This is a genomic window from Helicobacter pylori SA37A (assembly GCF_000476015.1).
Classification (GTDB): domain Bacteria; phylum Campylobacterota; class Campylobacteria; order Campylobacterales; family Helicobacteraceae; genus Helicobacter; species Helicobacter pylori_DB.
Genome location: NZ_CBOO010000006.1, coordinates 35,838 through 48,452, shown reverse-complemented (window position 1 = coordinate 48,452; position 12,615 = coordinate 35,838). Strand labels below are relative to the sequence as shown.

General features: G+C 39.9%; 12 protein-coding genes. All 12 read left to right on the top strand.

Annotated features, from left to right (window positions below):
- Window positions 1-7: 7 nt before the first annotated feature.
- From QT76_RS04180 to flgA, 12 genes are read left to right on the top strand one after another with little or no spacing between them, the layout of a single operon-like run.
- Window positions 8-997, top strand: coding sequence for an HlyD family secretion protein (locus QT76_RS04180; protein ID WP_000071817.1), 990 nt, complete (start codon window positions 8-10; stop codon window positions 995-997).
- Window positions 998-1,008: 11 nt separating this feature from the next.
- Window positions 1,009-2,106: an ABC transporter permease gene (locus QT76_RS04175; RefSeq protein WP_033616714.1), complete on the top strand. Its 1,098-nt coding sequence runs from the start codon at window positions 1,009-1,011 to the stop codon at window positions 2,104-2,106.
- Complete coding sequence (locus tag QT76_RS04170; RefSeq protein ID WP_001008850.1) at window positions 2,103-3,233, top strand: ABC transporter permease; 1,131 nt, start codon at window positions 2,103-2,105, stop codon at window positions 3,231-3,233. The genes QT76_RS04175 and QT76_RS04170 overlap by 4 nt, the downstream gene beginning before the upstream one ends.
- Complete coding sequence (locus QT76_RS04165; RefSeq protein ID WP_033616713.1) at window positions 3,220-3,792, top strand: YigZ family protein; 573 nt, start codon at window positions 3,220-3,222, stop codon at window positions 3,790-3,792. Before QT76_RS04170 ends, QT76_RS04165 begins: the two co-directional genes overlap by 14 nt.
- A gap of 10 nt (window positions 3,793-3,802) precedes the next feature.
- A complete protein-coding gene (hemJ, locus tag QT76_RS04160) occupies window positions 3,803-4,249 on the top strand; it encodes a protoporphyrinogen oxidase HemJ (RefSeq protein ID WP_033616712.1) in 447 nt (148 codons plus the stop codon).
- Between the two features lie 43 nt (window positions 4,250-4,292).
- Window positions 4,293-5,033, top strand: coding sequence for a bifunctional demethylmenaquinone methyltransferase/2-methoxy-6-polyprenyl-1,4-benzoquinol methylase UbiE (gene ubiE / locus QT76_RS04155; RefSeq protein ID WP_033616711.1), 741 nt, complete (start codon window positions 4,293-4,295; stop codon window positions 5,031-5,033).
- Between the two features lie 9 nt (window positions 5,034-5,042).
- The gene (locus QT76_RS04150) at window positions 5,043-5,312 is read left to right on the top strand and encodes an exodeoxyribonuclease VII small subunit (RefSeq protein WP_033616710.1); all 270 of its coding nucleotides are present in this window, start codon (window positions 5,043-5,045) and stop codon (window positions 5,310-5,312) included.
- Between the two features lie 3 nt (window positions 5,313-5,315).
- Entirely contained in the window at window positions 5,316-6,113 is a 798-nt protein-coding gene (locus QT76_RS04145; protein ID WP_080242415.1) for a carbon-nitrogen hydrolase family protein, read from the top strand.
- A complete protein-coding gene (gene serS, locus QT76_RS04140) occupies window positions 6,114-7,361 on the top strand; it encodes a serine--tRNA ligase (protein ID WP_033616709.1) in 1,248 nt (415 codons plus the stop codon).
- Between the two features lie 9 nt (window positions 7,362-7,370).
- Window positions 7,371-9,905 carry a tetratricopeptide repeat protein gene (locus QT76_RS04135; RefSeq protein WP_033616708.1) on the top strand — a complete coding sequence of 845 codons (2,535 nt, stop codon included), beginning with the start codon at window positions 7,371-7,373 and terminating at the stop codon, window positions 9,903-9,905.
- The gene (uvrD, locus tag QT76_RS04130) at window positions 9,905-11,959 is read left to right on the top strand and encodes a DNA helicase UvrD (protein ID WP_033616707.1); all 2,055 of its coding nucleotides are present in this window, start codon (window positions 9,905-9,907) and stop codon (window positions 11,957-11,959) included. The genes QT76_RS04135 and uvrD overlap by 1 nt, the downstream gene beginning before the upstream one ends.
- Window positions 11,956-12,612 carry a flagellar basal body P-ring formation chaperone FlgA gene (flgA, locus tag QT76_RS04125; RefSeq protein WP_033616705.1) on the top strand — a complete coding sequence of 219 codons (657 nt, stop codon included), beginning with the start codon at window positions 11,956-11,958 and terminating at the stop codon, window positions 12,610-12,612. The genes uvrD and flgA overlap by 4 nt, the downstream gene beginning before the upstream one ends.
- Window positions 12,613-12,615 lie beyond the last annotated feature (3 nt).

The window sequence follows — 12,615 nt, the reverse complement described above, 5'->3', positions numbered from 1 at the left end:
AAAAATCATGTCAAATAGCATGTTGGATAAAAATAAAGCGATTCTTACAGGGGGTGGGGCTTTATTATTAGGGCTAATCGTGCTTTTTTATTTGGCTTATCGCCCTAAGGCTGAAGTGTTGCAAGGGTTTTTGGAAGCCAGAGAATACAGCGTGAGCTCCAAAGTCCCTGGGCGCATTGAAAAGGTGTTTGTTAAAAAAGGCGATCACATTAAAAAGGGCGATTTGGTTTTTAGCATTTCTAGCCCTGAATTAGAAGCCAAGCTCGCTCAAGCTGAGGCCGGGCATAAAGCCGCTAAAGCGCTTAGCGATGAAGTCAAAAGAGGCTCAAGAGACGAAACGATTAATTCTGCAAGAGATGTTTGGCAAGCGGCAAAATCTCAAGCGACTCTAGCCAAAGAGACTTATAAGCGCGTTCAAGATTTGTATGATAATGGCGTGGCGAGTTTGCAAAAGCGCGATGAAGCCTATGCGGCTTATGAAAGCACCAAATACAACGAGAGCGCGGCTTACCAAAAGTATAAAATGGCTTTAGGGGGGGCGAGCTCTGAAAGCAAGATTGCCGCTAAGGCTAAAGAGAGCGCGGCTTTAGGGCAAGTGAATGAAGTAGAATCCTACTTAAAAGATGTCAAAGCCCTAGCCCCTATTGATGGGGAAGTGAGTAATGTGCTTTTAAGCGGTGGCGAGCTTAGCCCTAAGGGCTTTCCTGTGGTTTTAATGATAGATTTAAAGGATAGTTGGTTAAAAATCAGCGTGCCTGAAAAGTATTTGAACGAGTTTAAGGTGGGCAAGGAATTTGAAGGCTATATCCCAGCGTTGAAAAAAAGCGCGAAATTCAGGGTCAAATATTTGAGCGTGATGGGGGATTTTGCGACCTGGAAAGCGACGAATAATTCCAACACTTACGACATGAAAAGCTATGAAGTGGAGGCCATACCCTTAGAAGAGTTGGAAAATTTTAGGGTAGGGATGAGCGTGTTAGTTACCATTAAACCTTAAAAAGGATTGTTTTGTTCAGATTGATAAGCGCATGGGTTTTACAAGACAAGTTCTTGTTTATCGTGTGTTTTATATTGCCTTTTTGTTTAGGGGTTTTAGGCACGCAAATCTTTAAACAAGAAATCCCAAGACAGCTCCCTATCGTGGTGGTGGATTTGGATAAGACCACGACAAGCCATCAGGTAGCGTTTGAATTAGGCGCAACGAGCGCGCTTCAAATCAAACACCAAGTGGCTAGCCTTTTAGAAGCCAAACGCTTTTTAAATTCCGCTGAAGCGTATGGGGCGTTAGTTTTGCCTAGAGATTTAGAGAAAAAAATCAAAATGGGGCGAAAAGTGGATTTGCCCTTTTATTATAACGCCGAATACGTTTTAGTGGGCAAAACGCTCAAAAACGCCTTTTTGCAAACCGCTTTGACCTTAGACGCTAAAACCTTAGCCACCAAAGCTTTAGTGCGAGATTCCAATTTGATTTCCGCTAAAGCCCAAGCAATGCCTATTGTTTTGCAATTGCATGCCCTATACAATGAAGAAAACAATTACACGCAATACCTTTTAAGCGTGATGCTGCCTTGCATGTGGCTTATTTTCATTGCGATTGGCATGCTCAATTTCATTCAAAAAACCTCTAACATGCGCGAGCTTTTGATCAGTATTTTAGCGAATGTGTGCGTGTTTAGTTTTTGGGGGATGGGCATGGCGTTTTATTTTAATTTCATTGGCATGCAGGGGAATTATGCGCATTTGTTGTTGGTCTTTTTGGCGGTAGTTTTAATGGCGCTTATTATGAGCGGGTTTGTGGTGCTAGTTTATGGCATTTCAAAAAGCGTTATTGAAACCGCGGGTGCGATTGGGGTCTATACCGCTCCAAGCTTTGCGTTTGCTGGGGTTACTTACCCGCAAAACAACATGGAAATTTTTGGGGATTTTTGGAGCCATTGCTTGCCCATTAGCCATTTTATGAAGTTCTTTTTACAAGAGGCCTATTATAAGACGGATTTTACCGAGTCTTTAAATTCTCTAATGCCGCTTGTGTTCTTTTTAATCTTTTTAGCTTTAGGGCTTTTGATTTTTTATTTTTCTTTTAAAAAAGACAAGGCTAGCGCATGAATTTTTTTAAAATCCTTTTAATGGAATTAAGAGCCATTGTTTCTCATAAGGGCGTTTTGTTAATCCTTATAGGCGCTCCTTTAATCTATGGCTTATTATACCCTTTGCCTTATTTAAAAGACATCGTAACGCAGCAAAAAATCGCCCTTGTAGATGAAGACAATTCCTTCCTTTCTAGGCAATTAGCCTTCATGGCGCAAAGCTCCAACGAGTTAGAAATCGCTTTTTTTAGCCCCTCTATGCTGGAAGCCAAAAAGCTTTTAAAAGAAGAAAAAATTTATGGGATCTTGCACATCCCTTCGCATTTTGAAGCCAATATCCATAAACAAGTGCCTGTAACGATAGATTTTTATGCGAATTCCAATTACTTTTTGATTTATGGCGCGTTAGCGAATGCGGTGGTGGAGAGCATCAACGCTTTAAATGATGAAATAAGGTTCAAACGCAACGCCCAAATAGAAGAAGCTGAATTAGGGACAGACGGGATTAAAATCAGGCCTATCGCTTTGTATAACCCTAGTGAGGGGTATTTGAATTACGCGCTCTCTAGCGTGTTTATTTTCATTTTACACCAGGTGATGCTCATTGCAAGCAGCATGTTTACTAGCTCCAGGCGTTTGGAATTAGCCCTTTTAGATAAAAAGCAAATCGCTTTAAGGCTGTGTGCAAGACTCTTGGTGTTTATGGGAGCGTTTAGCGTTTTTATTTTATGGTATTTTGGGGCGCTGTTTTCTTTTTATGGGATCGAACGGCATGGAAGCGCTTTAATGGTGTTTTTGAATAGCTTGATTTTCATGCTTGCAACCTTGAGTTTGGGGTCGTTTTTAGGCGCATGGATCAAAAATGAAGCCCACACCACTCAAATCGTTTTAATCTCTTCTTTGCCCTTGATTTTTATGATGGGTTTTGTGTGGCCTTTTGAATCCTTGCCCTCTTATTTACAGGTTTTCGTTCAAATCGTGCCAGCCTACCATGGGATTAGTTTGTTGGGGCGCTTGAATCAAATGCATGCGGAATTTATAGATGTTTCTATCCATTTTTATGCGCTTATTGCGATTTTTATTGCGAGTTTTATAGGGTGCGTGTTCAAACTCAGCTCTTTAAAGAAAGCTTGTGAAAACGCTTAAACACCTCATCACTTCCAAGCACCAAACTAAAGCGTCTCGCTTTTTAGGGTATCTTATGCCTTTTGATGACTTTGAAAAAACCCTTTTGCAATTGAAAAAAGAGCATTTTAAAGCCGCGCATTTTGTAACGGCGTTCCGCTATTCTTTAGAGGGCAAAATCACGGAGGGTTTTAGCGATGATGGCGAGCCTAAAGGGAGTTCAGGGATGCCTGTGCTTAGCGTTTTAAAGCGAAAGGATTTAATCAATATAGGATTAGTGAGCGTGCGTTATTTTGGAGGCACGCTTTTAGGGGTGGGGGGCTTGATGAAAGCTTATGCTAAGAGCGCGTTATTGTGCGTAGAAAACGCTCAAAAAGATGACGCTTTGAAGGATTTTGTGGAGTTAGAAACTTTAAGCGCTCATTATTCTTACAAAGAATTAGACGCTCTTCAGCGTGAAATTAAGAAATTTAGCTTACAATTAAGCAAAAAGAATTTTTCAAACCAAAGCGTGGAAGTGGAAATCAGCGGCGAAAGAGAAAATTTGCAAGCGTTTTTACAACAAAATAAGATAAATTAGGGAGAGTAGTATGGGATTTTTGAATGGGTATTTTTTATGGGTTAAGGCTTTCCATGTGGTAGCGGTCATTTCGTGGATGGCGGCGTTATTTTATTTGCCGCGCCTTTTTGTCTATCATGCAGAAAACGCGCATAAAAAAGAGTTTGTAGGAGTGGTTCAAATCCAAGAAAAAAAGCTTTATTCCTTTATCGCTTCGCCGGCTATGGGTTTCACGCTGATTACAGGGATTTTAATGTTGTTGATAGAGCCCACGCTCTTTAAAAGTGGGGGTTGGTTGCATGCTAAATTGGCTTTAGTGATCTTACTTTTAGCCTATCATTTTTATTGCAAAAAATGCATGCGCGAGCTGGAAAAAGACCCTACAAGAAGAAACGCAAGGTTTTATCGTGTGTTTAATGAAATACCCACGATTTTAATGATTCTCATTGTGATTTTAGTGGTTGTCAAGCCTTTTTAAAGACAAGCCATGAAAAAAGAAAAGTCATGAAAAAAGACAAGCCATGAAAAAAGAAAAGCACCTCAAGCAAGAAAAAATCATCAACATGTTTGATGATATAGCCAGCTCTTACGATCAAGCCAACCGCTTGATGAGTTTTGGATTAGATGCTAAATGGCGCCAAAGGGCTTGCGAGCATGCGTTTTTGTTTTTGGAGAATAAAAAAGCGTTAAGGCTTGTGGATCTGGCATGCGGGACAGGGGATATGCTCATAGCTTGGCAAAAAAGCGCTCTCAATTGCGGCATAGAGTTTAAGGAATGTTTGGGGATTGACCCCTCTAATAACATGCTTGAATTAGCCATTAAAAAATGTGAAGAGCTTGAAAATAAAGCTTCTTTCATCCAAGCTCAAGCCAAAGATTTAAAAGGCGTTGAAAATAACAGCGTGGATATTCTCTCCATTGCGTATGGCTTGCGTAATATCGTGGAAAGACAAGAAGCTTTAAAAGAGTTTTTTAGGGTGTTAAAGCCTAGGGGCGTTTTAGTGATTTTAGAATTTTTAAAAAAAGAGAATCCTACATGGCTGGATAAAATCTCAGGGTTTTACACGAATAAGGTTTTGCCTTTAGTGGGAGGGGCTATCAGTAGGAATTATGGCGCTTATTCTTATTTACCGCAATCCATTGAGGGATTTTTGAGTTTGGAGGGTTTGAAATTTGAATTGAAAAACGCAGGGTTTGAGATTGTAAGAACGGAAGATTCTATCGCTCAAATTTCAACGACCATGCTTGTTAGAAAAAGCTAAAGGAATGTTATGCAAGATGAATTATTTGAAACCGAAAAAGCCCCCCAAAAAAATACTAAGAACACTAAAAATACTAAAAACACCCCTAAAAAAAGCTTTGAAGAGCATGTTCATGCTCTAGAGCAAGCCATAGATCGCTTGAATGATCCCAATTTATCCTTAAAAGACGGGATGGATTTGTATAAAACGGCCATGCAAGAGTTGTTTTTGGCTCAAAAGCTTTTAGAAAACGCTTATTTAGAGTATGAAAAACTCCAAACGCCAGACAAAAAGGCTTAAAGCATGCGAGTGTTTGCTTTGCAATTAGAGTCTTTTAAAGAAAACCTCATGCAATCCTTATTTAACTCCATACCCAAGCAAAGCGTGGTGGTGTTGCCTGAATACGTGATCAACCCCTTTTTCCACCATAACATGGGATTGGATGTGAATGAAATCAACGCGCAGTCTGCGCGAGCGATGGAGTTTTTATCGCAAAAATGCGAAGAATCAGACTTGATCGTTTCAGCCCCAGTGCTTTTAGAAGAACATTCTAAAATCTATAAAAAAATCGCCCTCATTTCTAAAGAAAGCGTGAAGTATTACACGCAACAACGCCTAATCCCCTATCCTCACTGGGATGAAGAGAGCTTTTTTGACAATGAAAAAAGCACTTTTAAAGAATTGCTCGTGTTTGAAAGAGACGGCTTGAAATTCGCCCCTTTGTTTGGCTTTGAAGCGCATTTTGATGAAATATGGGTTCAGGCTAAAAATCAAGGCGTGGATGTGGTGCTTTTAAGCAGCGTGGCCACTTTTGAATCCAATGAAAGGTGGCGGCTTTTGTGCCAGATGCGCGCTTTTTGCACTTCTTGCGTGGTGGTTAGGGCTAATAGGATCGGAGCGTATCGCCAAATCCTTGTAGAAGAAGATCAAAAAAACGAATTTTTGTGGAAATTTTATGGGGATAGTTTTGTGGCCTTGCCCAATGGCGCTATTGAAGATTCTTTAGAGGGTAAAATGGGGGCTTTGAGCGCTCAAATAGATAAAAACGATATAGACGAATGGGCTAAATTGTGGCATTTTAGAACGATTAAAGAGGGTTGAATGATTGATAGAAAACTTTTATTGCAAGATTTTGACAAGGTGGCTCTTTCTTTAAAAAAGCGTAACCATGCGATGGGTGATGAGTTGGAGCGTTTGCGCGAAGTCATCACGCATTATAAAAAGCAACTCATTGAATTAGAAGGCTTGCAAGCCTTTCAAAACAAGGTTTCTAAAGAATTTGGCATCAAAATGGCTCAAAAAGTGGATACAAGCGATCTCAAAAAAGAGCTAGAAAACAATAAAATCAAATTAAACGAGCTTTCTAAAAGCGTGAGCGAAGCAGAGCAACAAATTGATTTGAAGCTTTCCATAATCCCCAATCTAGTGGATGAAAAAACCCCTTTAGGCGCGAATGAAGAAGACAACATAGAAATTAAAAAAATCCTAACCCCAAGGGTTTTCACTTTCAAACCCAAAGAGCATTTTGAACTCGCCCAAAAAAACGGCTGGATTGATTTTGAAAGCGGCGTGAAACTCGCTAAAAGCCGTTTTTCGGTCATTAGGGGTTTTGGGGCGAAAATTTATCGCGCGCTCATTTATTTAATGTTGGATTTTAATGAAAAAAATGGCTTTGAAATCATCTACACGCCGGCGTTAGTGAATGAAAAAATGCTTTTTGGGACCGGGCAATTACCCAAATTCAAAGAAGATGTTTTCAAAATAGAAAATGAAAATTTGTATTTGATCCCCACCGCTGAAGTAACGCTCACTAATCTATACAACGACACCATTATTAGCGTTGAAAATCTCCCCATTAAAATGACTGCGCACACGCCTTGTTTCAGGAGCGAAGCAGGGAGCGCGGGCAAGGATACAAGGGGGATGATAAGACAGCACCAGTTTGATAAAGTAGAGCTAGTGGCTATCACGCACCCTAAAGAAAGCGATGCCATGCAAGAATATATGCTAGAGAGTGCGAGTGAAATTTTAAAGGCTTTGGAATTACCGCACCGGTTCGTGCAATTGTGCAGTGGGGATTTAGGCTTTAGCGCGAGCAACACGATAGATATTGAAGTGTGGCTGCCTGGGCAAAATTGCTACAGAGAAATCAGCTCCGTGTCTAACACGAGGGATTTTCAAGCCAGGCGCGCTAAAATCCGCTTCAAAGAAAATCAAAAAAACCAATTAGCGCACACCTTAAACGGCTCTTCTTTAGCGGTAGGCAGGACTATGGTCGCTTTAATGGAAAACCACCAGCAAGCGGATGGGAGCATTCATATTCCTAAGGCGTTAGAAAAATACCTTTAAGGCTAGTTTGTGCTGAATGAAGAGCAAAATTCATTAGAAGAAAAAGGGGGCGAAAACAAAAACGAAAAAGAAACCCCCCTAAAGGGCATTCATTCTAAAATCCCCTCTTTGAAGCAGGCTTTGGAGCAGACGATTAATAAAATCAAAAGCTCTAAAGAGTTTTTTAAACAGCTTTCACGCAATAAAAAAAAGCTTTATATCGCGCTTGGGATATTGCTTTCACTCATCGCACTCATTGTGGCTTTGAGTTTGTTACTAGGGCATAAAAAAGAAAATAAACAAACTTCTTTACAAACTAATACCGCCACCACCAATAACGAAACGCCTAACGACACCAACAACGCTAACAACGCACAAGCCGAGGGGCAAATAGAGAATTTAGACTTACCCGATTTAATCGGCAAGGACTCCCTCAAACGAAACGATGAAAATCAAGTGGATGCGATCATGAAAAAAGCGAGCCTTTTGTATGAGCAAGGGCAAAAAGATGAAGCCTTACACCTGTTTGACAAAGCCGCTTCTTTTTCGCAAGGGATTGCGAGCCATAATTTAGGGGTGATTAAGTTTAAAGAAAAGGATTTTAACGGGGCGTTGGATTTGTTTGATTCTAGCATCGCTTCTAAAGAAAATGCGAGCGTGAGCGCGATTGATGCGTTAGTGAGCGCTTATCATTTGCAAGATGAGGATTTGTATTATCATTATCTAAAAATTGTGAGAGACACTTTGTATAAAGACTATAAAAAGTCTTTTTATTCCTACGCTTACGCGCTCAAATCTTATTACGCTGGGGAGTATTTTGAAGCCCTTTCACCCTTAATGCACCCTAATTCCAGCGCTTTTTTAAAGCCTAACGCACGCTTAGCGTCTAAATTGTTTTTGATGTTTAAAGATGAAACGAACGCTTACAAGCAATTACAAAAAAGCGCGAACGCCCAAGATGAGCTCGCTTTAGGACTTTTGCAAGCCCGTTTAGGCCATTACAAGCAGGCTTTGGAGCATTTGCAGCATTATTTGCACAACTACCCTAAAGATTTAAACGCTTTAATGGCTTTGGAATTGGTGAGCTTGAAAAAAGGCGACACCCTTAAAGCGAGCGAAGCCTTAAAATTAGCCAGCCACACCAAAGAAGATAGCGCGCTAGCCAACTCTTTTTACCCCATCAAGCCCACGATAAACCCTGTTTTTTTAGACAAAGAAAGAGCCAAAGAGCGTTTTTGGAACACGCAATATTTTGAAGGCAAAAGGGATTTTATCTACCGCTTGCTCTTTTATTACGCTCCTTTTAAGGTTTTAGACTCTAAAGAAACCTTAGGCGTGATTGAAGAAGGGCTGTTTCTTTTAGACTCTGATGCACAAAAGGATTTAGAGGGGGCAAGCCTTGCTTTTAAAAGGGGGCGTTTGATGGCGATAGCGGATAAAAACGCGCTCAAAGGGTTGAAAGCCTTAGAAAACAAGCGCTTAAAAAAAGCCCTTGCTTTTTTTGATTTGTCTTTAAAAAATAGCCCCAATAACGCGCTCCTCCATTATAATACGGGCTTGATTTATGCGCAATTGGAAAATTACCACAAAGCCTATTTCCATTTTTTAAGGGCTTTTCATTTAAACTCTGCGGATTATTTGAGCGCGGTTTTTGCGATTTTAGCCTCGCATTTCACCCACGAAGACACCACGGAGTTTTTAAGAGAAATCACAGAGAATTTTTATAGTCAGGATTTTTCTAGCCCTACGCAAAAAGCTTTACTCTCTTCGCTCATCGCTTATTTGAATTACCGCACCAATTGGGATATGGACTGGCTTAAAAACGCCCCTAAAAAGCTCCCTTTTTATTACGCGCTAGAAGCGGTGTTTGCTAAAGAGAGCAAGGATAAAAAATTGATGGTGCAATCTTTTGGGAATTTAAAAAAAATGCTCCCTAAAGATCTCATCTCTAATATTTTTTATGAAATCGTTTCGTATTATGATGCGAGCATCCGGCACACTTTAAGCATTTACACCCTTTTAGATTCGCGTAAAATCAGCTGGGATCAAACCATGCAAGGACCCATTTTGGGGCGTCATTTCTACACTTACATGGGATTTATGGTCAATGATTTGGATCATCAAGAAAGATTATTAGAGCAAAAAATCGTCAGTTTAGAAGAGGGCGAAGCCCCTAACGATTGGTTAGAAAATTTAGCGCTAGTGAGTTTGTTTCAAGGCCAGTATGAAAAAGCGATCGCGTTGTATCAAAACTTAATTAGCGGGCTTAAGGACAATGAGGTGCGTTTAAAAATCCTAGCGGGTTTGACTTATATCGCGCAGAATAATTACAATAACGCCGCTTTATGGCTAGAGCTTGGGAAATTAGACGATCCGAATAATGAAAATATCCGTTACGCTTTAGGGTTGTTGTATCAAAGAAAAGGGGACTTGAAATCAGCACTAAACCATTTTTTAGTCATTAAAACCTCTGATTTTTCTTCGCCTTATTTTGATTTTGAAATTGATACCAACCTTTTAAAAGAGCGTTTGAACCAAGAAGAAAAGGGCGAGTTTTTAGAATAATGGGTTTTGAAAAAAGCATTTTAGACAATTTAAATGATGCGCAAAAAATCGCTGCAAGCCACATTCAAGGGCCTTTGTTGATTTTAGCGGGAGCTGGGAGCGGCAAGACTAAGACTTTAACGAGCCGTTTGGCGTATTTGATTGGCGCTTGTGGTGTGCCTAGCGAAAACACTTTAACGCTCACTTTCACCAATAAAGCGAGTAAAGAAATGCAAGAAAGGGCTTTGAAATTATTGAACAATCAAGCGTTTATCCCCCCCTTGCTTTGCACTTTCCATCGTTTTGGTTTGCTGTTTTTAAGGCAACACATGAACCTTTTAAAAAGAGCGTGCGATTTTTCGGTGCTAGATAGCGATGAAGTCAAAACGCTGTGCAAACAGCTCAAAATTTCAAACTTTAGAGCCAATATTTCTCAAATCAAAAACGGCATGATGGATTTGAGCGCGCAAGATAGCGAATGTTATAAAGCGTATGAGCTTTATCAAAACGCGCTCAAAAAAGACAATTTAGTGGATTTTGACGATTTGCTTTGTTTAAGCCTTAAGGTTTTACAAGATAATGAAAAACTCGCCAAAGAGGTTAGCGAACGCTATTATTATATTATGGTAGATGAGTATCAAGACACGAACGCCTTACAATTGGAGTTTTTAAAACAATTGAGTTTCACGCACCATAATTTGTGCGTGGTGGGCGATGACGATCAAAGCATTTATGGTTTTAGGGGAGCGGATATTTCTAATATTTTAAATTTTTCCAAGCATTTTAAGGGGGCTAAAGTGGTGAAATTAGAAACTAACTACCGTTCTAGCGCTGAAATTTTAGAATGCGCTAACGCCCTCATTAGCCACAACCAACACCGCCATATTAAAACGCTCCAAAGTTTTAAAGGATCGCATAAAAGCGTTATTTGTAAAGAATATTTGACGCAAAAAGAAGAGAGCTTAGATGTGGCTTATCAAATCAAAGCCCTTTTAAAGAAGGGCGAAAATTTAGAAAATATCGCTATTTTGTATCGCTTAAATGGGCTTAGCCGCAGCATTGAAGAGAGTTTGAACGCCTTGAATATCCCTTATAGGCTTATTGGGGCGGTGAGTTTCTATGAAAGAGCGGAGGTTAAAGATGCTTTGGCGTTCATGCATGCAGTGGCTAAAAAAGACGATCGCTTTTTTATCAAGCGCGTTTTAAACAAGCCCCCAAGAGGCCTTGGCAAGATCACTCAAGAATTGATTTTTTCTCTTTTAGATGAGGAGGATTTGAATTTAGAAGAAGCGCTAAAACTTGAAGCGTTTAAAGACAAACTAAACCCTAAAAACGAATACGCTTTAAAGAAATTCATGGCCATGATAGCGCGATTAAGGGAGGCTTTTGAAATTTCAGTAGAGAAGTTTTACGAGCGGTTTTTAGAAGAGACTAACCTTTTAAAAAGCTATGAAAAAGAAGACAATTACGAAGAGAGAGAGGGTTTTGTTAAAGAGCTTTTAAGTTTAGTGAAAGAGCATTTTAAAACTAACCCCACGCATTCTTTACTGGATTTTTTGAATGAAAGCGTGTTAGATGTCCATAATACAGAAAACGCGCAAAAAGTGAGCTGCATGAGCGTGCATATGAGTAAGGGCTTAGAGTTTAAGCATGTGTTTGTGATCGGGTTAGAAGAAGGGTTTTTCCCGCATAGGGGGTTCAATCAAGAAAGCGATTTGGAAGAAGAAAGGCGCTTGGCTTATGTGGCAATCACTAGGGCTAAAGAAGAATTACAGCTCTCTTATGTCAAAGAGCGTTCGTATTTTGGGAGGAAAATTTCTTGCTCGCCCTCTGTGTTTTTAGAAGAAGCCAAGCTGCTCCAAAGCGATCAAACCCCTAAACAAACTAAACAAAATCACCAAAAAAACGCGCCCATTAAAGTGGGGGATTTGATCAAACATAAGATTTTTGGCACCGGTAGGGTTTTAGGCGTAGAAAAAGGCTTGAGCGGTTTGTGCTTGAAAATCAATTGCGGAGGGAATGTCTATGATAAAATCTCAGAAAAATTTGTAGAAAAAGTGGATAACGGGTTTTGAAAATTTTAACCCTTTTTTTGATAAGTTTAAACGCGCTCTTCGCCCTAGATTCAAACGCGCTTAAAGCAGAGATTAAAGAAGCTTACCTTAAAGAATACAAAGACTTAAAATTAGAAATTGAAACCATTAACTTAGAAATCCCAGAGCGCTTTTCTAACGCTTCCATTTTAAGCTATGAATTAAACGCTTCCAATAAGTTTAAAAAAGATGGGGTCGTGTTTTTAAGATTGGAAAATGAGCCTAATTTACGCCTACCGGTGCGTTATAGCGTGATAGGCAGCATGCAGGCTTTTAAAAGCGCTAGCGCGATCAAAAAAGATGAAAACATCACCACTAACAACACCAAAAAAGAGCGCATTTCGTTTGGCGCGCTTTCTAACCCCTTATTAGAGGGCACGATTGATAAAGTGAGCGCGAAACATTTTATCCCCCCTGACACGCTTTTAAGCATGGATAAAACCCAAGCTTTAATCATCGTGCGTAAAAACGACATCATCACCGGGGTGTATGAAGAGGGGCAAATCAGCATAGAAATAAGCCTAAAAGCCCTAGAAAATGGCGCGCTCAATCAAATCATTCAAGCGAAGAATTTAGAAAGCAATAAAATCTTAAAAGCGAAAGTGTTGAGCAGCTCTAAAGCGCAAATCTTATAAAGG